This is a genomic window from Acinetobacter sp. UBA1496 (genome assembly GCF_002324975.1).
Lineage (GTDB): Bacteria > Pseudomonadota > Gammaproteobacteria > Pseudomonadales > Moraxellaceae > Acinetobacter > Acinetobacter variabilis.
Window position 1 is genome coordinate 1 of the sequence record NZ_DCRI01000118.1, and the last position, 25,420, is coordinate 25,420.

The window sequence follows — 25,420 nt, forward strand, 5'->3', positions numbered from 1 at the left end:
GTCGAACTCAGGTTATTTATTCTGGAGAACGGACCAGACTTAAAAAATGCAAATGGCGCTCATATTGGTCAATGATGTCCTGGATCAAATCTTCCTGAGTCCATTCCATCACATCATAATTTTGCCCCCCTTCCCTTAAAAAGACTTCTGCCTGATAAGATTGCGGAGAATCTGCATCCGGCATAAAGCTCGGTGCTAAAGTTTGGGTAGCAATGACCTGATAAATGAAGTTCATTTCATTCTGATGATCGACACGTAACTCGATCCCATCTTCCAGTTTAAAGATTTTCACCTGGATGTGACGACGTTTCAGTTCAGCCTGAAAACTGTTAAAAGCTTTGCTGACCATCGTATCAATATAATCACGTACTTCATCATGCGTATGCGGATAATGCATAATTAAACCGAGTCGCTGTTGCCAGCTACGCGGGTTCTGAATGGCCCGCGGGGTAATACGTGCAGCTTGTAGCGCATGCATTTTCGTTACATCCAGATGCAGGGCCTTAATCAGTCCCCAGCAAATCAGCAGCATAATAAATGTAAACGGTAACGCACTCATGATCGTAGCCGACTGCAGGGCCTCTAGGCCACCCGCCAGTAACAGAATGATGGCCAATAAAGCCATTAATACAGTCCAGAACAGACGCTGCCAGGTTGGTGAATTTTCGGTTTTGGCAGTGAGATAATCCGTGACTAATGATCCTGAATCTGCTGAAGTGACAAAGAACAGGATAACCAATACCGTAGCGATAATACTGGTGACTGAATTAAATGGCAGATTACCTAAAAATTCGAACAATGCTACCGAGGAGTCACGTTGTACTGCTTCAAGCAGATTGGTATTGGCCTCATGCATGATACTGAATAATGCAGCATTGCCCATAAAGCCCATCCAGATCAGGGTAAATCCGGTAGGAATCAGTAGAACCCCCAAAATGAACTCGCGGATACTGCGGCCTTCGGATACTCGGGCAATAAACATCCCAACAAATGGTGACCAGGAAATCCACCAGGCCCAATACATAATGGTCCAGCCACCAATCCAGCCACTAGGCTGATAGGCATACAGATTAAAGGTCATACTGAACAGGTTTGCAACATACTGTCCAGAATTCTGAATAGTGGTCTGCAGAAGATAGATGCTTGGACCGGTAACAAAAACAAAGATGAGTAACAGTAAGGCAAGCAGCAGATTCAGTTCAGCTAGGCGTTTGATGCCCTTATCCAAACCAAAAAATACGGACATTGATGCCATTACAGTGACGGCAATAATCAAAATGACCTGAGTACTGGGGGTCTGCTCAACTCCAAATAGGTAATTCAGACCCGAATTAATCTGGGTCACCCCAAAACCTAAAGTTGTCGCAACCCCAAATACTGTCCCTAAGGTGGCAAAAGTATCTACCCCATCTCCGATCGGGCCATGAATCCGGTTACCGATCAGTGGATATAAGGCGGAGCGAACTTTTAAAGGCAGATTATGTCGATACGCAAAATAGGCCAATGACAGACCCACAATGGTGTAAATCGCCCAGGCATGCAGGCCCCAGTGGAAGAAAGTCACGCGAATAGCTTGCTGCGCGGCCAGTACAGTTTTTGGTTCACCAGCAGGCGGTGTGACATAATGCATAACCGGTTCGGCAACACCGAAAAACATCAGGCCGATCCCCATGCCTGCGGTAAACAGCATGGCAAACCAGGATGCCTGGCTGTATTTTGGCTGACTATGGTCGGGCCCGAGTTTGATTTTCCCCATATCAGACAGAGCAATATAAATCAAAACAATCAGGAAGATCGCCACGGAGAGGACATAAAACCAGCTAAATGAAGTGGTAATCCACGCATTCATTTGCTTGGTCAACAGGTCAAATGAATCAGGTGCCAGTATTACCAGTCCCAAAAAAATGGCGATAATCACCACTGTACTAATAAAGACATTCGGATTGATATTGGCAAACCAGGATGAAGGTTTGGAAGGCATAGATCCCCCATTTTTTTAATAGATTGAATGCCGGGAGGCTTGAATCATTATTGATAAGTAAAAACATTCTGATCGAGAGAATTACGATCAAAGATACGTTTTGGACCTTAAGATTTTAAAATATTCAAGAAAATAAAGCCGTTAAGTTACTGTAACCAAGCTATACAGCTCTGTACGTTCTATTCCTCAGGCTTTCTATGCTTATGTGGTATATGAGTCTGTTTAGGAAGATGGGAAATATACTGTAAGGCAATCAGACGCGAGACTATTAAGGCCAGATACATCACCCCGACAAACATCTGGATAATGGCCAACATCCGTGCGACCGGGCTGACCGGCATCACATCAGATAATCCTGTAGCAGACTGTACACTAAAGCTCAGAAAGAGCAGATCCAGCCACGGCTGATAAGCCTGCAACTCAGGATCTGAAAAGCTGTAAGGCACCCATAACTGGCAAATGCTATAGAGAAAAGCAAAGCCCCAAGCCAGTAACGTAAAAACTGCTCCCGCTGCAAACAGCTCATCCTTGGTCAGATAACGGTCATGAAACATATAACGTAACAGGCCATACGCTGCACTGAAATAGGCGCTGGCTTCAAACAGATGCGCAACGATCATGATCCAGGTATAGCGTAGCCCCAGCACAATCAATGACGAAAAGAAGATGGCGCCTGCGACAAAGATGAGTCCCAGAATGGTAAACATCGGAGTCTGACGAATCACCTTGGCAATTACCAGCAAGACCACCACCCCTAGCATCCATGTACCCGCGCGATAAGACACACTGTCATAACTCAGCATCGACAGGATCAGAATCAGTAATTGTAGGCATAGCAGCCACGCAGAAGGCAGATACTTAAAATGGGTCCAGAATCGTAGCAGAGAGTGCTTCATGAGATTTGTCTTGATGTCCTGTCGAGCATTATTATTGTTATCGCTGGCTTAACATAGCATGATCTAGCTGATGGTTAGAAACAGGATTGTATAAAAATCATTGAAATCTCAGTTAAAAATAGCTGTATTTAATTTTAGATAACCTATCCCAAAGTATTTCATTGGGTAGCTCAGGTATTTTATCGCTATAAAAAAGCCCCCATCAGGAGGCTTTTTTAGGACATCAGATCTTAGTGATCAGATGCACCTGAGATTCCAATACCTGTTTGTGAGCGAACAAACTGTGCATCGAAAGCTTTGCGTTCTGCCTGTGCTTTCACTGAGCGGTCTGTGATGGAGAAGAACCAGCAGCAGAAGAAAGACAGTGGCATTGCAAATAATGCAGGACCATTAAATGGAACGACTGGTGTATCTGAAATCGCGAAAGTATCTACCCAAACGGCTTTAGATAATACGATCAGTACTACCGCAGTCACCAGGCCAACCACGCCACCAATGACAGCACCACGTGTGGTCAGGCCTTTCCAGAACATAGACAGAACCAGTACCGGGAAGTTGGCACATGCGGCTACCGAGAATGCCAGACCCACCATGAAGGCAACGTTTTGCTTCTCGAACAGGATTCCCAAGATCATCGCAAAGATAGCAAGACCAAGAGTCGCAATTTTAGACATGCGCAGTTCAGATTCAGGTGTAGTACGACCTTTCTTGAATACGTTTGCATACAAGTCATGTGAAATTGCTGAAGCACCTGACAGGGTCAAACCAGCTACTACTGCAAGAATCGTTGCGAATGCCACTGCAGAAATGAAGCCCATGAACAGGTCACCACCCACAGCATCTGCCAGGTGAACCGCAGCCATGTTGTTACCGCCAACTAGCTCTAACTTGCCTGTGATTGCCATTTTCGCAATGTCCAGGAACTGCGGGTTATTCGCTACGTATAGAATCGCACCGAAACCGATAATGAAGGTTAACAGGTAGAAGTAACCGATAAAGCCTGTCGCAACCACCACTGATTTACGTGCTTCTTTGGCATCTTTTACTGTGAAGAAGCGCATCAGGATATGTGGCAGACCTGCTGTACCAAACATCAGCGCCAGACCGAGAGAAATCGCATCGACAGGATTCGAAGCCAGGTTACCTGGGCCCATGATCTTGGTTGCATCTGCAAGGCTCAAGTCATGAACTTTAGAGTAAACCTGAATCGATTGTTCAAACATATTGGTGAAGCTGAAACCTACGCCCTTCATCACCATGAAAGCCATAAATGTCGCACCAGACAACAGCATCACGGCTTTAATGATCTGTACCCAAGTCGTTGCCAGCATGCCACCGAAGATTACATAAGCCATCATCAGTAGGCCAACAATCACTACAGCAATGTTGTAGTTCAGGCCGAAGAGCAACTTGATTAACTGACCTGCACCCACCATCTGTGCGATCAGGTAGAACGCCACTACAACCAGTGAACTTAATGCAGCCAGAGTACGCACTGGTTTTTCTTCCAGACGGAACGACACTACATCAGACAGGTTAAATTTACCCAGGTTACGCAAACGTTCTGCCACCAGGAATAAAACGATTGGCCAACCCACCATGAAGCCTAGTGAGTACAGCAATCCGTCAAAACCTGACAGGAATACCATCGCGGAAATACCCAGGAAAGATGCTGCAGACATGAAGTCACCAGCAATGGCCAGACCGTTCTGGAAGCCAGAAATCCCGCCGCCGGCAGTATAGAAATCATTGGTATTTGTGGTTTGTTTGGCAGCCCATTTGGTAATAAATAAGGTTGCTCCAACGAAAATCACAAACATGATAATCGCATGCCAGTTGGTCGCTTGCTGCTCCGCAGCACCCAGATCTGGTCCAGCAAATGCCATTGCCGAGCTGAGCAAGGTCAGCGCCGCAGCAGCAAGCGCTTGATATGAAATCCCTTTCATCTTAGTGTTGCCCCTTTTCTTTTGTAATCGCTTCCACTTCCTGAATCGCTTCTCTGTTCAGCTGATCAAGTTTGTTATTGGCAATGTAGGAATACACCCAGCACAATATAAAAGACAAAATAATGATACCGATACCTAGAGGTACACCCCAGGTCGTTACACCGCCAGAAATTGAAGACAATAGAAATTCTTTGTTGTAGCCAACAAGCAACATGAAACCGACATAGACAAATAGCATGATGCCGGTTAAGGTCCAGCTCAGCATACTTTTTCTACGTACCATTTCTTTGAATTTGGGATTCTGTAGAATTCTTTCTACTTGTGCCTCATCCATAGTTACACTCCTGTAGCCCCACCATGGGCTTACTATTTTTTAATTCGAATTATCACTGTTGCAAAATAACAACATTTAGAATGACTTGTAATTTAGACTTTGGTCGTTAAAAAATGATCAATTTAAACTGCTGAGTGCATGATGCGGTATCATAGCGTCATGCACAGTACACATCAGGCTATATGAACAGTTGGCTCATCATAGGGGTGCTCGCCCTCTATATCACTTTACTCTTTACTTGCGCTTTCTATGGGGAAAAACATGCCAGCCGGCTCAGTACCCGTGGCCGTATGCTATTGTTTAGTTTAACTTTAGGCGTCTATTGTTCTTCCTGGACATTTTATGGCGCGACTGGCGCTGCAGTTCGTGAAGGAATTATTTTCCTGCCGATCTATCTTGGTCCCCTGCTCTTTGTCGCGATTGGTTACGATATCTGGCGCCGTCTGGGACGGGTACGCCAGCATCATGCCATTTCATCGATCGCAGACTTTGTCGCTGCACGTTATGGTAAAAGTGGGCCTCTGGCTTCGCTGGTCACCATTCTGGCGGTAATCGCCATCATTCCCTATCTGGCCTTACAGTTACGTGCAATTGCCTTGAGTGCGGCGGTCATTCTGGAACCTTCCGCGGGGATTGCCAGTACGACTAATAGCGTACTGTTCCTGACCGGCGTCCTGGCAATCCTGGCAATGATTTTCGGTACCCGGCAGATTGCCAACACTGAACAGCATGGCGGTCTGATGCTGGCTGTCGCCTTTGAGTCCTTCGTCAAGCTATTTGCCCTGCTAGCCGTAGCCTGTTTCTTTATTTTTGAAGCACCAGAAAATCTGCCTCAGATCAGTAGCGATATTCAGTCTACTTTCCATGATGTACAGCTGTTTGGCGTACCGGAAAGCTTCTGGGTTCAGACTTTGCTGGCTGCACTGGCGATTATCTGTTTACCGCGTCAGTTTCATGTGGCTGTGGTTGAATTACGGGATGAGCAACATATCCGTGGTGCACGGCGCTGGTTTGCCATTTATCTGATTCTGACCACGCTGGCGATTATCCCGATTGCCAGCTGGGCACTGCATGCGGCCCCCCAATATTTAGCGATTCCTGATGTCGCGGTACTGTCTTTACCGCTTAGCTATAATCAGGACTGGCTAACTTTATTGGCCTTCTTAGGCGGTTTCTCGGCTTCCACCGGCATGCTGCTGGTATCTTCAGTCGCCCTATCAATCATGCTAAGTAATGACCTGATCATGCCGGCGCTCTGGCGCTTAAACCTGATCTCACGGCATGACAAGCGTTTGCCACTGGTACTGAAATTTACCCGCCGGATCTGTATTCTGGCCGTGATGTTGATGGGCTTCCTGTTCTTCAACTTCTTTAATGATATTGACCAGCTTTCTGTTTTTGGCCTGTTGGCCTTTAGTGCTGTGGCACAGTTCGCCCCTGCTCTGATTGGTGGTCTGTATTGGCGTGGTGGGAGTAAGCAAGGCGTATATGCCGGTCTGCTGACTGGTTTTGCACTGTGGTCGTATACTCTGCTATTACCAACGATTTTGCGTAGCCTGCCAGAAGCTTATCAGCAGTTCAGCCAGAGTTTTCTGGAACAGGGTCCTTTGGGCTGGAACTGGTTACGTCCTGAAGCCCTGATCGGTTTCGAATCTTTTGATCCTTTAACGCATGGTGTGGTCTGGGCACTAGGTCTGAACACATTCCTATATATCTGGGTTTCCCGGATGTTCCGTCCAAGTGTGGCTGAACAGATTCAGGCGGAAAGTTTCTTCTACTATGAAACCAAGCCGCTTCCTTCTCAAAGTCCATCTACTGATGTCAGCTACTCGCATCAGGATGTGGCCCGTTTAAAAGTTGGTGACCTGATTACGCTGGCCAAGCGCATTACCGGTGAAGGTCCAACCATGCAGGCCTTCCAGCAGTTCTGTGCTCAAAATAGTGTGGAACTGAATGAAAATAGCAGTGCCAATGGCATGTGGTGGCGTTTTACTGAGCAGTATCTGGCCGGTACCATTGGTGCAGCATCGGCACGTACCTTGCTGACTACAGCGATGGTCAATAATGGCCTGGCCTTGGGTCAGGTGGCGAATATTCTGGATCAGGCCTCACAATGGCAGCGGTTTAACCAGAACCTGATTATGACCATGATTGACCATATGACCCAAGGGGTGAGTGTGGTTGATGAAAACATGTGTCTGGTCGCCTGGAACAACCAGTACCTGAAACTGTTCGATTATCCAAAAGATATTGTTTATGTCGGTTGCCCAATCGCTGATCTGATCCGTTATAACGCTGAACGTGGTGAATGCGGTCCGGGTTCGGTTGAAGAACATGTGCGTAAACGGATTCACTGGATGCAGGTTGGTAGTGCGCATGAATTTGAACGGATCCGTAAAGATGGCCGCGTGATTCAGATGCGGGGTAATCCAATTGAAGGTGGTGGTTTCGTCACGACCTTTGCTGATATTACTGCCTTCCGTGAAAATGAAGCGGTACTAGAAGCCCGGGTTCAGGATCGTACCCAGCAGCTCGCTGATGCCCTGTCTGAACAGCAACTGGCGCGTGAACAGGCTGATAAAGCCAATATGTCCAAGAGCCGCTTTATTGCCGCAGCCAGTCATGACCTATTACAGCCAATGCATGCTGCACGTCTGTTCAGTACAGCGCTGGAGCAAAGCGTACAAAGTGAAGAAGATCGTAAGACCCTGCAGCAACTGGATCGTGCCCTGCATGGGGCAGAAAGCATGCTCTCTGCGCTGCTGGATATTGCCCGACTGGAAGGCGGTACGATTCAGCCGAAACGCCAGGCTTATCCACTGCATGATTTATTAAGTGATCTGGAACTGCAATTCAAATCCATTGCGGCACAGCGTGGCATCAAACTGCGAGTACATGATGCCCAGTTCTGGATTGACACCGATCCACAATGGATTCGCCGGATTATCCAGAACTTTGTTAGCAATGCTTTGCGTTATACCGCCAAAGGTAAGGTCGTGGTCGGTGTACTGCGTTCTAGCAACCGGCCAAATCATATCCGGATCGGGGTTTGGGATACCGGTCCTGGTATTGCTGAAGAACAGCGCATCAAGCTGTTCCAGGAATTCGAGCGATGTGGCCATACTTCACCTTGGGGTGAACAAGGTCTGGGGCTTGGCCTCGCCATCGTGCAGCGTATGACTGGTTTACTAGATTATCCAGTTCATGTTTCTTCCGAGCTGGGCAAAGGTTCCTGCTTCATGATTGAAGTGCCACTGACCGCAGCACCGAAAGTCGTTGCCGCCCCTGTTCAGGCTGTGCCATTGAAGTCCAAGGCCTTTAAGATTCTATGTCTGGACAATGATGAAACTATTCTGGAAGGCATGTCGACCTTATTGACCAAATGGGGTTATCAGGTCTTTAAAGCCACCGAACCAGAACAGGCAGCCGAAATGATCCAGCAGGAAAATATTCAGGTCTGGCTGGTGGATCAGCATTTAAATCAGGACAAGATCGGTCTGGACTTTATTCTGGAACATCGCAGCAGTGATATTCCGGTGGCATTAATTACCGCAGATTCTGATCCGGAATTGCCACAGCGCCTGAAGGATTTAAATATTGTCCTGCTGAAAAAACCGTTGAAGCCTGCTTCACTCCGTTCCTGGTTATCCGGTCTGAAAATCTCGGGTAGCTAGAACTTTTTATTTTCATCTCAATGCCCATTTTAATGATTTAAAGTGGGCATTTTTTATACCAAACAAATACCTTTTTTTACCTGACTGGCAAAAAAATCAGGCCAATGTGCTAAAAGCACCAAATTTCACATAATTCCTGCTGATAAATTGCTCAAAATTATCATTTCAGCATTCTCTATGGCAAAAGCCACCAATTCTATTAATATACATGTGTACACCTAGTTACAATTATTTAAGTTGTTGTTTTAAATTAATTTTTAATCCTATTTTATGGCAGATAGAACTTTGGTCGTATTTTTAATACAACAGGCTTAGCTCTAAAAATAGACAATATAAGAAACGATCAGTTTCCATCTGACAATGCCTAAATCCTTTTGGCAGCTGGTCTATTTGCACTGCTAGATAGGAGTTATAAAAATGAAACTCGATGAATCAATTGCTCAGCTTCCCGCACAGACTCAGCAATTCCATCGCCAATATGGTGCTAATGCCTTATTACCCGGCATCGACTGGGCACAAATGTTTAAATACAGCAACCTCGACGATACCCAGATTCAGGCACTTGAAACCCTGTATCAGCATGCAGTTCCTTTAGCCCTGCAAGTTTTCGATGAACTGCATTTTGATGTCTTTGAACCTTATGCCTATAAACCGCAAGGTTTAGGTTTATTTGAACGTCTGGCTGAACAGGAAAACAAGTTGATTGAATCTCTGGAAGCGGAAGTCGAAGATTTACCAGCAAAAACCCGTCATCAGATCTGGAGTATGCTGCTGCGTGGTGGCGCTGTTCTGGTCTTTAAAGCGTGGCTCGGTAAAGTAAAGAATGAAGAAGATTGTCTGGACACGACCCAATTTGATGAACTCTCTGATCTGCTATTTATCAAAACCTGTCCGCATGAACTGGCAGAGCACTTACAGGTCGATCCGAATAGCACAGACGAGCATGTGTTCCTGATGTATGAAGATGAAGTTTATCTGGACCGTTTTAACAGTCTGGAAACTGCTGCCCTGTTTGTAGACTTAGGGGTTTATGATGCAACTTTCCTGAGTCTGCGTGATGACCGCGTGGCAGAATATCTGATCTCCAAAGGCTATGTCACTCAAGAACAAATTGATGAATTGCAATCCGCACTGAATCCCATGTTCTGTACCGATGTTACCCAAAAACAGGATTATATTGCTTAATCCGCAATATTCTCTCAATAAAAAAGACCTCCTCTGAGGTCTTTTTTATTATGTAAGCTGCATCACTTACATTTTCTTTTCTTCAATATTCAAGGCATTAATAGCAAGCACGGCTTGGGTACGGTTTTGTACACCCAGCTTACGGAAGATTGCTGTCACGTGCGCTTTAATGGTGGCTTCTGAAACATCCAGTTCATAAGCAATCTGTTTGTTCAGCAGGCCTTCGGCTACCATCATCAAGACACGGAACTGTTGTGGTGTTAATGATTGAATCCGTTCTGCCAATGCAGTTTCATCTGCAGCACGTGGATCAAAGTTCATGTTGGCTGGCAGATTGGGTGGTAACCAGATTTCTCCTTCGAGGACTTCACGAATCGCTTCACCAATATGGCTTGGATGCGCAGATTTTGGAATATAGCCCATTGCACCATGTGCAATCGCACGCTGGATAATGCTGGCTTCTTCGTGAGCAGAAACGACAATAATTGGAATCGAAGGATATTGGGCGCGAACGTGGACCAGAGCAGAAAAGCCCGATGCACCTGGCAGGTTTAAATCCAGAAGGACAAGATCAGGCTCAGGACCATTTTCTAGACGTTCATAAAATTCATTGACTGCTGCAGTTTCATGAATCTGCGCTTGTGGCAGACTATAACGAACAGCTTGGATCAGAGCATGACGAAACAGTGGATGATCATCAACGATTAAAATATTCATAGGACGTGAGAGAGATCTTGTGCACAGTAGCTCCTATTCTAACCACACAAGCCAGTTTATGGATATGCAAGATCGCCAATTTTTTAAATAATGTGGAGTTTTTCTTTAATTTTTTTAAATTTTGGCTTATTTCAATAATTCTTTAATTCTCATCACTTTTTTATATATGATTTATTCCTATTCTGCATAGCTTATCTTTATTCAATATAAATATAGTTATCAGTCATTTATCCAGCTCTCTCCATTTCGGAAGCAAATTTTCCGCTTATATAGAAAAATCAGATAACTTTTCAGCATTTCGTTATTTTACACCTACTGCGGCAATCGGGATTAATAGGGTCATTCCGAGCTTAACCATTTTTAGGTACTTCACATGTCCCATTTTTCCGAGCAAAAACCTTTAAACATCGTGGCTGTTTCTGGCGGCCTGAATCACCCATCTAAAACCGAAGCGCTGGTTCAAGCCATTCTGGATGAACTGGGTGAAGCGACGCCAATCAATGTACATTTCATCAAGTTCAGCGAAATTGGCCAGCTTTTAGGTGGCGCAATTTACCGTAACCAGTTACCGCAACGTGTGCAGGATGATCTGGCAGCCGTTGAAGCAGCAGATGCCCTGATTGTTGGTACGCCTGTTTACCGCGCTTCATTTACGGGCCTGTTCAAGCATTTCTTTGACTTCGTAGAACAAACGGCGCTGGTAGATGTACCGGTTCTTTTAGCAGCTTCTGGTGGTAGTGACCGTCATGCGCTGGTTCTTGAGCACCAATTACGCCCATTATTCAGCTTCTTCCAGGCACAAACCTTACCAATCGGGGTATATGCCACAGATCGTGACTTTACGCCTGAATACACCATTCACAGCGAATTACTCCGTGCCCGTATTACCCTGGCAGTGGCTCGTGCCCTACCGATCCTTGAATGGGCGCCAGCAAAGGGGCAGCGTGCTGAGGTCATTAAAGAAAAATCTCAGCAAGCCAACCAGAGCCTAGGCATCAACAAGCAAATCGAACAGGAAGAAGTTTTACCTTCAGCTGCAGTGCCAAGCCTGGATGCCGCAGAATCCCGTTTGCACAGCAAGAAAGTGCCAAAGACTCAAGTGGCTTAATGGCCACTTCATTCAGAGGGTAAGAATAATGTCACAAGATAAAAATATTGTATTTGCTTACTGGGTTCCAAATGTCAGTGGCGGTCTGGTGGTCAGCGATATCGAACAGCGTACGGACTGGAGCTATGACTATAATGTCCGTCTGGCGCAAACTGCTGAGAAAGCAGGTTTTGATTATGCCCTGACCCAGATCCGTTTTACTGCGGGCTATAACGCTGAAAACCAGCATGAATCAGTGAGTTTCAGTCACGGCATCCTGGCAAAAACTGAACGTTTAAAAGTGATTGCCGCGGTCTTGCCGGGTCCATGGAAGCCTGCGCTGGCAGCGAAGCAGCTGGCAACCATTGACCATCTGACCAATGGCAGAATTGCGATTAATGTCGTAAGTGGCTGGTTCCGTGGCGAGTTTGATGCAATTGGTGAAGAATGGCCGGAACATGATGAACGTTATGCACGTTCAGAAGAATTTATTCGCAGCCTGAAAGGGGTCTGGACTCAAAACAATTTTAGTTTTGATGGTAAATACTACCAGTTCAAAGACTATACCTTGAGTCCAAAACCGCTACAAAAACCGCATATTGAAATCTTCCAGGGGGGAAGTTCCCGAGCAGCGCGCGATATGGCATCTCGCGTGTCTGACTGGTACTTCACCAATGGCAATATACCTAAAGAGCTGAAAAAACAGATCGATGATATTCGTGAAAAAGCCAAAGCGAACAACCACTCTGTGAAAATTGGCGTAAATGCATTTGTGATTGCACGTGATACCGAAGAGGAAGCGCAAGCAGTACTGCGAGAAATCGTGGCCAAGGCCAATGTTCAGGCGGTGAAATCTTTCGGTGAGGCAACGCGTGAAGCGGGCGCAGCCAGTAAGGAAGGCGAAGGTAACTGGGCCAAATCTACGTTTGAAGATCTGGTGCAATATAACGATGGCTTCCGTACCAACCTGATCGGTACGCCAGAGCAGATTGCGGAACGTATCATCGAACTGAAAAAAGTCGGTGTTGATCTGGTTCTTTCAGGCTTCCTGCACTTTATTGAAGAAGTAGAATATTTCGGTGAAAAAGTCTTGCCACTCGTGCGTGAACTGGAAGCGCAGCAAGCTGAACAGCAACAAGAAGAACAAGAAGCTGAGCTCGTTTAAACTATAATAATGCTCAGCATAACGATTCATTCCCTCAAGGCTCGGCTTGAGGGATTTTTTTTGTGCAACACAGTGTTCTCGGCATAGAGATAGCCGCCTGCTTCATTCTTGACTAGAATGAAGCCAAACCCGATGAGATAGAAATTTAAATTATGTATACCGGTATCGTACAAGGCTTGGAAAAAGTCGTGGATATTCGCCAGGGCAATGGCTTCATCACTATTGTTGTGAGCAACGAAAATCAGTTTTTTCAGGATGTCTTTATTGGCGCCAGTGTTGCGATCAACGGCGTCTGCCTCACCGTAACGACCATTGATCAGAAGCTAAACCAGATTCACTTTGATATCTCCGATGTAACCCTTGCCCTCACCACCTTAAAATCTCTTCAAGTGGGTGATGAAGTGAATGTCGAACGCTCTGCCAAAGTCGGTGCAGAAAATGGCGGGCATAATCTGTATGGACACATCGAAGGCACAGCAATCATTAAAAATCTGGAACATCGTGGTGAAACCTACCATATCGACATTCAGATCCCGGATGGCAATATCAAATACTTTTTCTTAAAAGGGTTTATTGGTCTGAACGGCTGCAGCCTGACCGTCAATCGCGTCGATCGCGCCAATAGTGAAATTTCGATTGATCTGATTCCCGAAACTTTGCGTCTGACCACCTGGAAAAATGCCAAAGTAGGTGACGAAGTTAATTATGAAATTGACCAGACCACGCGCACCCTAGTGGATACCCTAGAAAATATTCACCAGCGTTAAAATGTAAGAGCCGCTTATACCATAGGCGGCTTTTTTAACTGATCATTCTGCCCATATCTACGTTTCTATACAGAATTTTCAGGGGGAATGAATAAAATAATCTGATTCCGATTCAGAACGTTATTCCCATGCAGTTGATCTGGTTCCGCCAAGACCTCCGTATACATGACCATGCCGCACTCTGGCATGCTACTCAACAAGGACCTTTCATTGCATTAGCAGTCCTCTCTCCCGAACAATGGCAACTGCATCAGGATGCCCGGATCAAAACTGATTTTTATCTGCGCCGGCTCAAATATTTAAAACAGCAGCTACAGCAACTGAATATCCCGCTGATTATATTGAATATTCCTTTATGGGAAAATTTGGCGTCAGAAATATTGAATCTATGTCAAACCCTGAAGATTGAAAACCTGCATGCCAATATCGAAGTTGGCGTCAATGAACTGGAACGTGATGCTCAGGTGCAGCAATTACTAGAACAGCAGCAAATCAGGATCGAGCTCTATCATGACCGCACCCTGTTTCCCCTCAGCAGTATCCGGAACCAGTCCAATCAACCCTATCAGGTCTATAGTGCCTTTAAGAAAAAGTGCTATGAACGGCTAATTCTGGATGTACCCACCTGCTATCCTGAGATTGAAACTCAAGATCCAATCCAATTATCAACTAAGCTCCCCAATGTTGATCTTGAAAAATTCTCAGCGGATTATATGGTAGAGCATGCTGCCCAACTTTGGCCTGCGGAGGATCGAACTGCCTTGGATCTGCTCGATGATTTTATCGAGGACAAAATGGCTCATTATAAAACCGACCGTGATCTGCCAGCAGTTGATGGTACCAGCCGCCTCTCCCCTTATCTGAATATCGGTGTTATTTCAGTTCGCCAATGTATGCAAGCTCTTTTTCAGGATGGCTATTTCCAGATTGAGGATGTGGGTCAGCAGACCTGGTTAGATGAACTCTTGTGGCGGGAATTCTATCTACAGACCCTGTTTGATTTTCCACGTGTCTCCAAACACCAACCATTTAAGCAAAATACCAATAAGATCCAGTGGCGCAATGCCCCCGAAGATCTAGCTGCCTGGCAGCAAGGCCAGACCGGAATTCCAATTGTCGATGCTGGCATGCGGCAAATGCTGGCAACTGGCTGGATGCATAACCGGGTCAGGATGATTACTGCGATGTTCCTGTGTAAGAACTTGCTGATCGACTGGCGACTGGGTGAAAGCTGGTTTATGCAGCATCTGATTGATGGCGATCTGGCTGCGAATAATGGCGGCTGGCAATGGTGCGCATCAACTGGCATGGATGCTGTGCCCTACTTCCGGATTTTTAATCCGGTCAGCCAGTCCCTGAAGTTTGATCCCAATGGAGACTATATCCGCCAGTGGGTGCCTGAACTGGCGCATCTGGATTCCAAATCCATTCATGAACCTTATGCCAAAAATCCAGATTTACAGCTGGATTATCCTAAGCCGATTGTCGATTTAAAAGCCTCTCGTGTACGAGCCATAGAAGCCTTTAAGCAGATTTAGAAGAAACTATCACTTCATCTAATATGAAAAGCCTCCAATATTGGAGGCTTTTTATTTTCATATTAAGAATAAAAACTTGGATCAGGCACTTTCCCGGTCAATACCCATTCCCCAACTTCCTGATACTTATAATCCACCGGATCATGCAAGGTCTGGGTGCGAACATTACGCCAGAAACGGTCCAGATTCAGTTTGGCTGTAGTCGCACGCGCGCCCATCACCTGAAAAATATTCTGGGTGATATAGAGAGATGTATTGGTGGCCGCGATTTTGGCTGTAGCAATCGCCACTGAAACTTCACCACGCTGCTCAGCAGTGAGATCATTGCCCAGATCCCAAGCAGCTTGTAAGGTTTGAATTGCTTTATCAGCCAGCAGACGTACACTTTCCAGCTGCACATAAAAATCGGCAAAATGCTTCTGAGTAAAGGGGTCATTTATCGCCTCTTCTACCAGTGATTTTGACCAGGCTTTTTGAGTCTGTACGGTTTGTTTGGCCACTTCAAACGCACCTTCTGCTACACCGAGGAACATGTGTACAAAGATCAGCTGGGCAATCAATGGACGTAGGCTGGAATACGGTGTACTCAGTGGACCCGGATTTAACAGCAATTCATTTTCATGAATTCTGACCTGCTCAAAATGGCTGGTGCCGCTATCGGTCTGGCGTTGACCCATATTATTCCAGTCACCGAGAAAACTTACGCCCTTACGTGCTGTTGGAATCACCCCAATGAGTAATTTTCCAGCATCGTTATAGCCTGAGCACAGTAAAATATCGGAATCAATGGAGCCGGAACAGAAGCTTTTATACCCATCAAAAATATATTCTTTTTCAGCAACTTTTGTTGCTGTAGTACGATGGTCTAGCGGATTTAAGGTATTGCCCCAGAACAGGTTTTCCCGAGCGGTCTGTTCAAACCATGGGCCATACTGTTCTGGTTGGGAAAATAATTGAACCGTTGCAATCAGCAAATGATGAAACCCATAAACATGTGCTAATGAACTATCGACTCGGGCAATGATTTGAATGGTTTTAAAAATTGTCTGCCAGTCTACTTCCTGACCGCCGTACTGTTTTGGAATAGACAGGCCCAGTAAACCGCTCTGACGAATCAGATCACGCTCGGCTTTAGGATTACCGCCCTGCTTGTCACGAGCTGCGGCTGTTTGGGCAAAAGTTTCTGTCAGTTGCTGGGCAATTTGCAGGGGAGATTGATCTAGATATTGTTGTCGTACATTCATTCTTTTGACCTAAGTTCAGCATAGTTTTAGCTTAGCAGATTGCAGCTTGGCACTATATTCGAAAGCATGCAGAGCTTATTCCTGAGACAAAAATACCGGCAAATAATGCCGGTATTTAAAAGTCTTAAATTTATGCCTGATTACGCTGCACTTCAGCAATTAACTGATCCACGACCTGTGGTTCAGCCAGAGTCGAGGTATCGCCTAGACTATCTAGCTCATTGGCAGCAATCTTTCTTAAGATCCGGCGCATAATTTTTCCTGAACGCGTTTTAGGTAAAGCAGGTGCCCAATGCAAGGCGTCTGGCGTTGCCACTGGTCCTAAAATTTTACGCACCCAAGCCACCAGTTCACCGCGCAACTGTTCAGTACTTTCAGTCCCTGCCTGCAAGGTAACAAAGGCACAAATTCCCTGTCCTTTGATGTCATGCGGCATACCGACAACAGCAGCTTCGGCAACTGCTTCATGGGCCACCAGTGCACTTTCAATCTCTGCCGTACCCAGACGATGACCGGAAACATTGAGTACGTCATCGACACGACCAGTAATCCAGTAATAGCCACCTTCATCACGACGTGCGCCGTCACCCGTAAAATAGGTTCCCGGATAGGTCGAGAAATAGGCGTCAATAAAACGATCCGGGTCACCCCAGATGGTGCGCATCTGACCGGGCCAGGAATCCTTAATCACCAGATTACCTTCTGCCACCCCTTCAATTTCCTTGCCTTCTGCATCGACAATGGCGGGTTGCACACCAAAGAATGGACGGGTTGCAGAACCTGGTTTCAGGTCGGTCGCACCTGGTAAAGGCGTAATCATGAAGCCACCGGTTTCGGTTTGCCACCAGGTATCAATCACCGGACAGCGACTTTCACCAACTACCGAGTAATACCAGTTCCAAGCTTCCGGGTTAATCGGCTCACCGACCGAACCTAAAATTCTCAGGCTGCTGCGATCACTTTCCCGTACATAGGCATCGCCTTCCCGCATCATAGCGCGAATGGCCGTAGGTGCGGTATAGAGAATGGTCACATTGTGCTTATCGACGATGTGTCCGGTACGCGCCCAGCTTGGATATTGTGGTACACCCTCAAACATCACCGTAGTCGTACCATTAGAGAGCGGACCATACAGCACATAGGAATGGCCGGTAATCCAGCCGACATCGGCAGTACACCAGAACACATCATCCTGTTTGATGTCAAAAACTTCGCGGAAGGTGCAATTCACATAAGTCAGATAACCACCTGTGGTATGCAGTACGCCCTTAGGTTTTCCGGTTGAACCCGAGGTATACAGGATAAATAAAGGATCTTCCGCATTCATCGGCTCAGGCGGACAGATCTCATTGACGGTCATAATTTCCATGTGATACCAGAGATCACGCCCCTGTTGCATTTCCACCGGATTGCCAGTGCGATGTACAACGATGACATGTTCAACCGATTCGGTACCGGCGACTTTCAGGGCTTCATCCACATTGGCTTTCAGTGGAATAGCTTTGCCACCACGCATGCCCGAATCTGCGGTAATCACCATTTTGGCCTGACTGTCTTCAATCCGGCTGGCCAGAGAATCAGGTGAGAAACCACCAAATACCACACAATGCACTGCACCAATCCGGGCACAAGCCAGCATGGCAATTGCGGCTTCCGAGACCATTGGCATATACAGCACCACCCGGTCGCCTTTTTTAATCCCGTTTTTTTTCAGGACATTGGCGAAACGGCAAGTTTCATCATAAAGCTCATGAAAAGAAATAATCTTGTGACGGGATGGATGATCCCCTTCCCAGATAATCGCCGGTTTATAAGGATGTTCCTTAAGATGGCGATCCAGACAGTTGGCACTGACATTGAGCTGGCCATCTGCAAACCATTCAATTTTAAAATTGTCTTTATCAAAACTGGTATTTTTAACTTGGGTAAAAGGCTTGATCCAGTCCAGGCGCTGTGCCTGTTCAGCCCAGAACTGATCCGGTTGTTCAATGGATTGCTGATAACGCTCAAAATACTCTGTATCAGTGGTACGTGCGGTTTTCTTAAATTCTGCTGGTACTGGATAGATTTCTTTCATTGTTCGCTTCCTTGATCTTGTTCTATCTCATCACGAGAGCTTGATGGCATTTTGTTGATTGTTTTTTATGCATAATGGCAGTATGTACTGCATATTTCAAATCCGACAATCATGCTTTCGTCGTAGATTATTTATTCAAATTCAATCAGAATAACTTCGGATAATGCTCAGCTATGGCCAAAGTCAGCTAGATATTGCTATCGTCAAATAAAATGAGTCGCCCACTCTCGCTGTATTTTATACAGGCTTAGGATCTTGCCCATGAATTCAACTGAACCTTCCTATTTCTCTCCTCCTTTTCCTGAAGCAGATCATCCCTTATCGATCAGGGGCCGATTTGGACGTTTGAGTTTTATTGCCTGGTCCGCATTTTTACAGTTTATTTTCTTATGCAGCAGTATTGCGCTAGGTTTAAGTATTGATATTGTGAACATTGCCAGCCTATCGGTAGATTCAAACTGGCAAATTTCCCTGCACGGCCTGTCCAGCCTGTTTGCCTTAGCGATCATGCTGGTCTATCTGTATTTCGGTATTGTGATTACGGTACGACGCTTACATGATCTGGACCGTAGTGGCTGGTGGATGTTGCTATTCTTCGTGCCTTTGATCAATCTGTTCGTCTGGATTTATATCGTACTTTTTCCGGGAACAAGAGGCAGCAATCAGTATGGTCCGATACGTACAAGCCCCGTCTGGGAAAAAATTGTGGCCTGGCTGGTAATCATTTTTACCGTACTCAGCCTGTTGGCGACGACTGCGTTATTCTCTTATATGAGTAAAGGTGAACCTTCAAGAATCCCAAGTGAAGTGAAACAAAAAACGACTGAGTTCTTTTAAACCAATTGTGTCTGTTTTGCATAAATATGTTGTGTATAAACTTCGCTGTTGTTAATTTTTTGCTGTAGTTGAGGCAAAATAAGCGAAATTTAAATTGTGGAGTTTTTGTGGCTGAGCAAGAGAATACTTTAAGCCAGGTAACTGAAGGGACGACTGAGCTCCTGCATCAGGCGACTGAAAAAACTGCCAAAACCGTGATCGAACATACCTCCAAGTATAATGATGCCTATAGCACCATTGACAAGATCATGGAGGGTTTCTGGGAGCGTGTGCCTTATTTCTGCATCGCACTGACAGTCATTGTCATTTTCTGGTTGCTGTCAAAACTGTTTAAGTTTTTTGTCCGTAAGACTTTAGAAAACCGTACTTATACCCGACAGAATCTGGTGCTGGTACTGAACCGTGTGGGGAGTACCTTTATTATTTTCTTCGGGGTGTTAATTGGACTGGTCATTGCCATTCCAGGCTTCACTCCAGGTCAGTTGATGAGTGCCCTCGGGATTGGTTCGGTTGCGATCGGTTTCGCCTTTAAGGATATTTTCCAGAACCTGCTTTCCGGTGTGCTGATTTTACTGAGCGAACCGTTCAAGATTGGCGATGACATTATCGTGAATGGTCTGGAGGGTACCGTAGAAGATATCCAGATTCGTGCAACCTTTTTACGCTCGCCAGATGGTCGTCGTATCGTAATTCCAAATGCTACGGTCTATACCAGTGCAGTCACAGTGAATACTGCTTATACCCGTCGCCGCTGTGAATTTTCGGTCGGTATTGGTTATGAAGATGATATCCAGAAAGCCAAGGATATTATTACTGCAATTCTGGATAAAGATCCGACCATCCTGAGTCAACCTGCATTTAGCGTCAATGTGATTGCACTGGCAGACTTCTCGATTACTCTCAAAGCGTTATGGTGGGTCAATACCACTGAAACAGGCATAGGCACCTCAATCAGTGCAGTTCAGGAACGGGTGATACAAGCCTTTGCTGAACATAATATTTCGATTCCATATCCGGTGCAGGAAGTGAAAGTCTATCGTGGCGATGGCCATGAGGATGCTTCAGCTCGCGCTAAACAGTCGACCTAAAACATACGAAATCGCCGTTTCAGTACGGAGAATACGGTTGCCAAGGCTCACTGCCTGGCAGCCGTTTTTTATGAGCAAATCAACTTCATACGGAATAAAGCCACCTTCGGGGCCGATGACAATCGTGCAAGGATGCTGAAGTGCATATGGCATCGGCTGTTCGGCATAAGGATGTGCAACAAAGGCTGGACGGTCTGCTGTAATAAGTCCCGGCAAGATATCTTCGACAAAAGGTTTAAAGCGTTTATACAGCTCAATTTTCGGAGCAACCGTATCTCCTGCCTGTTCTAGTCCGAGATCGATATAATGATTCAGCTGCTGCAAAAATGGGGTCTGCCAATAGCTTTTATCCACCCGATAGCTATGCAATAAAATGATTTTCTCTACGCCCATGGTCACAGCATCCATGATCAGACGACGCAAAACTTTAGGACGTGGTAAAGCTACAATTAAAGTAACAGGCAGCTTTGCAGGAACTGCTTCTTCTTGAATCGGCTTCAATAAAACTGCCTTTTCAGAGATTTCGACAACTTCAGTTAAATACCGTTTCCCTTCCCGAATTCCGACTTTTAATGTGTCACCGATCTGAACCTCAAGATGTTGTTGCAAATGTTCCAGCTGCCGCTTTGACGTAATTGACCATAGATCAGATTCGGTTTGGCGGGGATCAAGCAGGACGATATTCATAAAAAATTAACTCAACAAATCCATCACTGGATACGCGGAAACGTCATCCACAACTGTCCGAGGCAGGACTCTTTTTGCCTGATATAGGTTCTGCGATATCTCTGCAAAAAGATGGTATATGACGAGTTTTGTGGATGACAAATGGTTTTGTTACTTTTGCCGAAATAAAAGTAAAAGAAAGAAGAGTCCCTGGCATTAAATCTATAAAGATAAGGCTTAGTTTTAACCTTATACAGTCAATCCATGAAAATCAGCTTCTTCACAAATCAGAATATAATCAAAGATATTGATCAATCACCTGAATATGCCTTTCAAGTGAACCCTGATTTTTCTGCATAATCTTTTGTGCAGCAGTATTCAAGCTTTCAGCTTTAGCTGAATTATTCAGAATTTCTAGCAAAGTCTCAGCAGCCTGTTTAGCATCCTGCACCACTTCTACCGCATGCGCCTGGACAAACTCATCCACAATCGTCTGAAAGTTAAAATAGTTTTTACCCAGAATCGTTGGAACATTCAGCGCAATCGGCTCCAGAATATTATGGCCACCACCCGGCTCATTTAGAGAACCACCAACATAACAGGCTTGGCTCAAGGCATACCACAGCCACATCTCGCCCATGGAATCCGCCAGATACACTTGAGTTTCTTCTTTGATATATTGCTCCAGACTACGACGTTGGGTTCTTAAACCTAAGGACTGTGCAGCTTGGAACACCTCATCAAAACGTTCCGGATGGCGTGGCACTACGATACAAACTAATGCTGGATCTGCATCCAGCGCAGATTTAAGTTCAGCCATCAATTGCTGTTCTTCAGGCGCATGCGTACTGGCGAGAGTAATAATCTTCCGGCCTTGCAGAGACCATTCCTGTCTCAACCCTGCCGCATGATCAATAAACTGTTGCGGTGCCGTGATATCAAACTTGATATTGCCCAAGACCTGAGTTTTTTCTAAAGCTATACCTAGATCAATATAACGCTGCTGGGTTGCGGTATCCTGAGCCAAAAGACCTGTTAAATTCTTAAGCATGCCACGGGTTAGGCCTTTGACTTTGCCATAGCCTTTGGCAGATTTTTCAGAAAGACGGGCATTCAATAATAGGCAACGCACATTAAAATTCGGTGCCTGGTCAATCAGATTTGGCCAGAGCTCAGTCTCCATCAATAACAGCAATTTAGGCTGATATTTTTGATAAAAATCACGAATCAGGGTTTTCTGGTCAGCTGGCAAATATACAGCCTGGAATAAGTCTAAATAAGGTTCTTTTAAGAAGAGAGATTTGGCTCGTGCCTGCCCGGTCTTGGTGGTATTGGTCACCAGAACCGGATGCCCAAGTTTTAAATAATATTCAATTAAAGGTTGAGCGGCATTGGTTTCCCCTACGGATACCACATGAAACCAGATTGCCTGCAGGTTTTTAGGGGATTGAAAAGGACCAAAACGTTCCAGCAATTCTTGTTGTAATTGTTCCGGACTGGTCGCACGTTTACGTATACGGGATTGATAAAGCGGTTTCGCTAGCGCCAAGGCTGCGTTATACCAGAATGGAGTAGCCACATTGCGCCCCAAAACAGATTCAATCGGCAAAATATAACAGAGCCACATCGACATGTTAATCGATGTGGCTCTTATTTCGAATTATTCTATGGTACTTAATACCTTAACTTCTGCCAAAGTTGGATAATCAATATAACCTTCAGCCACCTGACTGCCGATCATATTTTCCATTTTCAGCTCATTCAGTGGTGCATTCTGAAGCAGACGTTCGTATAGATCAGGATTGGCAATGTAGGCTTTACCAAATGCGACTGCATCTGCCTTTTCAGCTGCCAACAGCTCAATCGCATCTTCACGACTCAGTTGCATATTGGCAATATAAGGTACTCCACCTGAACGCTCTTTCATATATTCGGAAATACTGTCTTCAGCCAGATATTCACGGGTAAAGAAGAAGGCAATCTTGCGCTTGCCCAGCTGCTCCATGGCATAGCCAAATGTTTCACGTGGATCATTATCACCCATGTCATGGTCATCGCCACGCGGCGCAAAATGCACCCCTACACGATCCGCACCCCATACTTCAATCAGTGCATCAGTTGCTTCTAGCAGGAACCGTGTACGGTTTTCCACTGAACCACCGTATTCATCTTCACGCTGATTGGTTTTACTTTGCAGGAACTGATCAATCAGATAACCATTGGCAGCATGTAATTCAACACCATCAAAACCGGCTTCTTTAGCACGAATCGCAGCTTGCTTGTATTGCTCGGTAATCGTGTGAATTTCAGAAACTTCCAAAGGACGCGGCGTAACGTATGGACGTTTTGGACGTAACAAGCTGACATGACCCGCCTGTTGTACTGCACTTGCAGAGACTGGTGTTTCACCATTTAACAGATCCGGATGCGATACACGGCCAACATGCCAAAGCTGGGCAACGATTAAACCGCCCTTCTCATGAACCGCTTGAGTGACCTTTTTCCAGCCTTCGACCTGAGCATCGGTAAACAGTCCTGGAGTATTTAAATAGCCATTGGCTTCTTCAGAAATCACTGTAGCTTCAGAAATGATCAGGCCAGCACTTGCACGTTGCGCATAGTATTCAACCATCATTGGGGTTGGAACGCGATCAGCAGTTGCGCGGCTACGGGTCAACGGCGCCATGATGACACGGTTTTTAAGCTCTAACGCACCGAGCGTTAAAGGAGAATTTAATTCAGCCATCGTTACTCCCACCTCTTAAAGGTGTTGTTGTAGGTGTTCGATAAATTGCTGAATTAAAGTTTCATTGCGGGAGAAATATGACCACTGTCCATGCTTGGTCGCAGTGATCAGGCCAGCCTGCTGTAACACCGACAGGTGATTGGACATGGTGGACTGTGAGACCTGGCCCAAACATTCAATTTGACCTGCACAGACCCCACGTTGAAAGCCACCACACTCTTCCGCAGACAGATATTGCTCCGGAGATTTTAACCACTCCAGAATTTGTCGACGGGTCGGATTGGCTAAGGCTTTAAAAATTAGATCAAGGTCCATAGGCACATCACAATCAGTGGCGCAACGAAACTTCATTCAGCATCTGCGACCATTATATCGTATTTTTTCGATTTATATATCGAATAATTTAGATATAAGAGTCACAGTCTGTTAAAGCTTTGTTACGCCAGCTTTTAAACGATTTCTTACAGGCCCTGTTTCAGGCTTGCTTCGATAAATTTGTCCAGATCACCGTCCAGAACTGCGCCAGTATTGGAGGTTTCTACCCCTGTACGCAAATCCTTGATACGTGAATCATCAAGGACATAAGAACGGATCTGGCTACCCCAACCGATATCAGACTTGGAATCTTCCAATGCCTGTGCAGCTTCATTACGTTTATTCATTTCCAGCTCATATAGCTTGGCACGTAATTGCTTCCAGGCATGGTCACGGTTGGCATGTTGTGAACGCTGGTTCTGACATGCCACCACAATACCGGTTGGAATATGGGTTAAACGCACTGCAGAGTCAGTTTTGTTAATGTGCTGACCACCCGCGCCTGACGCACGGTAGGTATCGGTACGGACATCTGAAGGATTGATTTCAATTTCAATATTGTCATCCACTTCAGGTGAGACAAACACGGCAGAGAATGACGTATGACGACGGTTGCCCGAGTCAAATGGTGATTTACGTACTAAACGGTGTACCCCAGATTCGGTACGTAACCAGCCATAGGCATACTCACCTTCGACACGAATCGTCGCGGATTTAATCCCGGCGACATCCCCGTCAGATTCTTCCATTAATTCAGCTTTAAAACCATGACGTTCGATCCAGCGCATGTACATACGTAGCAGCATAGACGCCCAGTCCTGTGCTTCGGTACCGCCTGAACCTGCCTGAATTTCTACATAGCAAGGGTTTGGATCCATCGGGTTGCTGAACATACGACGGAACTCAAGCTTCGCCAGTTCTTCTTCAGCCGCATTCAGCTCAGCCTGCACATCTTCAAGCATGGCCTCTTCATCTGCTTCAACCGCAAGGTCAAGCATTGCCTGGGCATCTTCAAGCTGGGTCGTTAAGCCGTCCAGTACATTGAGTACATTTTCAAGCTCGCCTTTTTCTTTGGCCATGGCCTGAGCACGACTTTGGTCATTCCAGATTGCAGGGTCTTCTAATTCACGCAGGACTTCTTCTAAACGCTCTTTTTT

General features: G+C 45.7%; 20 protein-coding genes. 8 read left to right on the forward strand and 12 right to left on the reverse strand.

The genetic code is table 11. The features are described from left to right. Positions 1-16 precede the first annotated feature (16 nt). From B3143_RS15005 to B3143_RS15020, 4 genes are all read right to left on the reverse strand, one after another. On the reverse strand, positions 17-1,981 hold the full coding sequence (locus B3143_RS15005) for a BCCT family transporter (protein ID WP_208461713.1): 1,965 nt from the start codon (positions 1,979-1,981) through the stop codon (positions 17-19). A gap of 179 nt (positions 1,982-2,160) precedes the next feature. Then, the gene (locus B3143_RS15010) at positions 2,161-2,877 is read right to left on the reverse strand and encodes an ion channel (RefSeq protein WP_208461714.1); all 717 of its coding nucleotides are present in this window, start codon (positions 2,875-2,877) and stop codon (positions 2,161-2,163) included. A gap of 230 nt (positions 2,878-3,107) precedes the next feature. Further along, complete coding sequence (locus B3143_RS15015; protein WP_180011055.1) at positions 3,108-4,823, reverse strand: cation acetate symporter; 1,716 nt, start codon at positions 4,821-4,823, stop codon at positions 3,108-3,110. A gap of 1 nt (position 4,824) precedes the next feature. After that, the gene (locus tag B3143_RS15020) at positions 4,825-5,157 is read right to left on the reverse strand and encodes a DUF485 domain-containing protein (protein ID WP_262736225.1); all 333 of its coding nucleotides are present in this window, start codon (positions 5,155-5,157) and stop codon (positions 4,825-4,827) included. A 182-nt stretch (positions 5,158-5,339) separates the two neighbouring features. Here B3143_RS15020 and B3143_RS15025 point away from each other — a divergent pair, with 182 nt between their 5' ends. Together B3143_RS15025 and B3143_RS15030 are read left to right on the forward strand one after the other, a co-directional pair. Continuing rightward, positions 5,340-8,831 (forward strand): PAS domain-containing hybrid sensor histidine kinase/response regulator, encoded by a 3,492-nt coding sequence (locus B3143_RS15025; RefSeq protein ID WP_262736224.1) that lies wholly within the window; start codon positions 5,340-5,342, stop codon positions 8,829-8,831. Positions 8,832-9,248: 417 nt separating this feature from the next. Continuing rightward, complete coding sequence (locus B3143_RS15030; RefSeq protein ID WP_262736223.1) at positions 9,249-10,016, forward strand: hypothetical protein; 768 nt, start codon at positions 9,249-9,251, stop codon at positions 10,014-10,016. A gap of 66 nt (positions 10,017-10,082) precedes the next feature. Here B3143_RS15030 and B3143_RS15035 read toward each other — a convergent pair whose 3' ends face one another. Continuing rightward, on the reverse strand, positions 10,083-10,733 hold the full coding sequence (locus B3143_RS15035) for a response regulator (protein ID WP_004781530.1): 651 nt from the start codon (positions 10,731-10,733) through the stop codon (positions 10,083-10,085). Positions 10,734-11,106: 373 nt separating this feature from the next. Between B3143_RS15035 and msuE the strand changes: the two genes are divergently transcribed. The 4 genes from msuE (at position 11,107) to B3143_RS15055 (ending at position 15,290) form a co-directional block, all read left to right on the forward strand. Next, the gene (gene msuE / locus B3143_RS15040; protein ID WP_166139499.1) at positions 11,107-11,841 is read left to right on the forward strand and encodes an FMN reductase; all 735 of its coding nucleotides are present in this window, start codon (positions 11,107-11,109) and stop codon (positions 11,839-11,841) included. Positions 11,842-11,869: 28 nt separating this feature from the next. Beyond that, positions 11,870-12,985: a dimethylsulfone monooxygenase SfnG gene (sfnG, locus tag B3143_RS15045; RefSeq protein ID WP_262735818.1), complete on the forward strand. Its 1,116-nt coding sequence runs from the start codon at positions 11,870-11,872 to the stop codon at positions 12,983-12,985. Positions 12,986-13,137: 152 nt separating this feature from the next. Then, positions 13,138-13,752, forward strand: a complete 615-nt coding sequence (locus B3143_RS15050) for a riboflavin synthase subunit alpha (protein WP_262735817.1) — start codon at positions 13,138-13,140, stop codon at positions 13,750-13,752. 128 nt (positions 13,753-13,880) lie between these two features. Continuing rightward, positions 13,881-15,290 (forward strand): cryptochrome/photolyase family protein, encoded by a 1,410-nt coding sequence (locus B3143_RS15055; protein ID WP_286741126.1) that lies wholly within the window; start codon positions 13,881-13,883, stop codon positions 15,288-15,290. 62 nt (positions 15,291-15,352) lie between these two features. Here B3143_RS15055 and B3143_RS15060 read toward each other — a convergent pair whose 3' ends face one another. Both B3143_RS15060 and acs read right to left on the reverse strand, forming a co-directional pair. Then, positions 15,353-16,534, reverse strand: coding sequence for an acyl-CoA dehydrogenase family protein (locus B3143_RS15060; protein WP_262735815.1), 1,182 nt, complete (start codon positions 16,532-16,534; stop codon positions 15,353-15,355). A 130-nt stretch (positions 16,535-16,664) separates the two neighbouring features. Next, the gene (acs, locus tag B3143_RS15065) at positions 16,665-18,611 is read right to left on the reverse strand and encodes an acetate--CoA ligase (RefSeq protein WP_262735814.1); all 1,947 of its coding nucleotides are present in this window, start codon (positions 18,609-18,611) and stop codon (positions 16,665-16,667) included. Between the two features lie 261 nt (positions 18,612-18,872). Here acs and B3143_RS15070 point away from each other — a divergent pair, with 261 nt between their 5' ends. Next, positions 18,873-19,448 carry a DUF805 domain-containing protein gene (locus tag B3143_RS15070; RefSeq protein ID WP_262735813.1) on the forward strand — a complete coding sequence of 192 codons (576 nt, stop codon included), beginning with the start codon at positions 18,873-18,875 and terminating at the stop codon, positions 19,446-19,448. Between the two features lie 107 nt (positions 19,449-19,555). Then, positions 19,556-20,536 carry a mechanosensitive ion channel family protein gene (locus B3143_RS15075; RefSeq protein WP_286741129.1) on the forward strand — a complete coding sequence of 327 codons (981 nt, stop codon included), beginning with the start codon at positions 19,556-19,558 and terminating at the stop codon, positions 20,534-20,536. Here the strand turns inward: B3143_RS15075 and B3143_RS15080 are convergent. From B3143_RS15080 to prfB, 5 genes are all read right to left on the reverse strand, one after another. Further along, entirely contained in the window at positions 20,510-21,223 is a 714-nt protein-coding gene (locus B3143_RS15080; RefSeq protein WP_286741130.1) for a 16S rRNA (uracil(1498)-N(3))-methyltransferase, read from the reverse strand. The two genes, B3143_RS15075 and B3143_RS15080, sit on opposite strands and share 27 nt — an antisense overlap. 277 nt (positions 21,224-21,500) lie before the next feature. After that, a complete protein-coding gene (locus B3143_RS15085) occupies positions 21,501-22,781 on the reverse strand; it encodes a 3-deoxy-D-manno-octulosonic acid transferase (protein ID WP_286741135.1) in 1,281 nt (426 codons plus the stop codon). Between the two features lie 81 nt (positions 22,782-22,862). After that, complete coding sequence (locus B3143_RS15090) at positions 22,863-23,948, reverse strand: alkene reductase (protein WP_125279176.1); 1,086 nt, start codon at positions 23,946-23,948, stop codon at positions 22,863-22,865. Positions 23,949-23,963: 15 nt separating this feature from the next. Further along, complete coding sequence (locus B3143_RS15095) at positions 23,964-24,263, reverse strand: ArsR/SmtB family transcription factor (protein WP_034170237.1); 300 nt, start codon at positions 24,261-24,263, stop codon at positions 23,964-23,966. A 146-nt stretch (positions 24,264-24,409) separates the two neighbouring features. Continuing rightward, positions 24,410-25,420: peptide chain release factor 2 (gene prfB, locus B3143_RS15100; protein ID WP_286741132.1), on the reverse strand; the 1,011-nt coding region annotated here is incomplete at its 5' end.

Bases quoted from the DNA above. Each gene is read 5' to 3' on its own strand.
- B3143_RS15005 (WP_208461713.1), bottom strand. From the start codon at position 1,981: ATGCCTTCCAAACCTTCATCCTGGTTTGCCAATATCAATCCGAATGTC.
- B3143_RS15010 (WP_208461714.1), bottom strand. From the start codon at position 2,877: ATGAAGCACTCTCTGCTACGATTCTGGACCCATTTTAAGTATCTGCCT.
- B3143_RS15015 (WP_180011055.1), bottom strand. From the start codon at position 4,823: ATGAAAGGGATTTCATATCAAGCGCTTGCTGCTGCGGCGCTGACCTTG.
- B3143_RS15020 (WP_262736225.1), bottom strand. From the start codon at position 5,157: ATGGATGAGGCACAAGTAGAAAGAATTCTACAGAATCCCAAATTCAAA.
- B3143_RS15025 (WP_262736224.1), top strand. From the start codon at position 5,340: ATGAACAGTTGGCTCATCATAGGGGTGCTCGCCCTCTATATCACTTTA.
- B3143_RS15030 (WP_262736223.1), top strand. From the start codon at position 9,249: ATGAAACTCGATGAATCAATTGCTCAGCTTCCCGCACAGACTCAGCAA.
- B3143_RS15035 (WP_004781530.1), bottom strand. From the start codon at position 10,733: ATGAATATTTTAATCGTTGATGATCATCCACTGTTTCGTCATGCTCTG.
- msuE (WP_166139499.1), top strand. From the start codon at position 11,107: ATGTCCCATTTTTCCGAGCAAAAACCTTTAAACATCGTGGCTGTTTCT.
- sfnG (WP_262735818.1), top strand. From the start codon at position 11,870: ATGTCACAAGATAAAAATATTGTATTTGCTTACTGGGTTCCAAATGTC.
- B3143_RS15050 (WP_262735817.1), top strand. From the start codon at position 13,138: ATGTATACCGGTATCGTACAAGGCTTGGAAAAAGTCGTGGATATTCGC.
- B3143_RS15055 (WP_286741126.1), top strand. From the start codon at position 13,881: ATGCAGTTGATCTGGTTCCGCCAAGACCTCCGTATACATGACCATGCC.
- B3143_RS15060 (WP_262735815.1), bottom strand. From the start codon at position 16,534: ATGAATGTACGACAACAATATCTAGATCAATCTCCCCTGCAAATTGCC.
- acs (WP_262735814.1), bottom strand. From the start codon at position 18,611: ATGAAAGAAATCTATCCAGTACCAGCAGAATTTAAGAAAACCGCACGT.
- B3143_RS15070 (WP_262735813.1), top strand. From the start codon at position 18,873: ATGAATTCAACTGAACCTTCCTATTTCTCTCCTCCTTTTCCTGAAGCA.
- B3143_RS15080 (WP_286741130.1), bottom strand. From the start codon at position 21,223: ATGAATATCGTCCTGCTTGATCCCCGCCAAACCGAATCTGATCTATGG.
- B3143_RS15090 (WP_125279176.1), bottom strand. From the start codon at position 23,948: ATGGCTGAATTAAATTCTCCTTTAACGCTCGGTGCGTTAGAGCTTAAA.
- B3143_RS15095 (WP_034170237.1), bottom strand. From the start codon at position 24,263: ATGGACCTTGATCTAATTTTTAAAGCCTTAGCCAATCCGACCCGTCGA.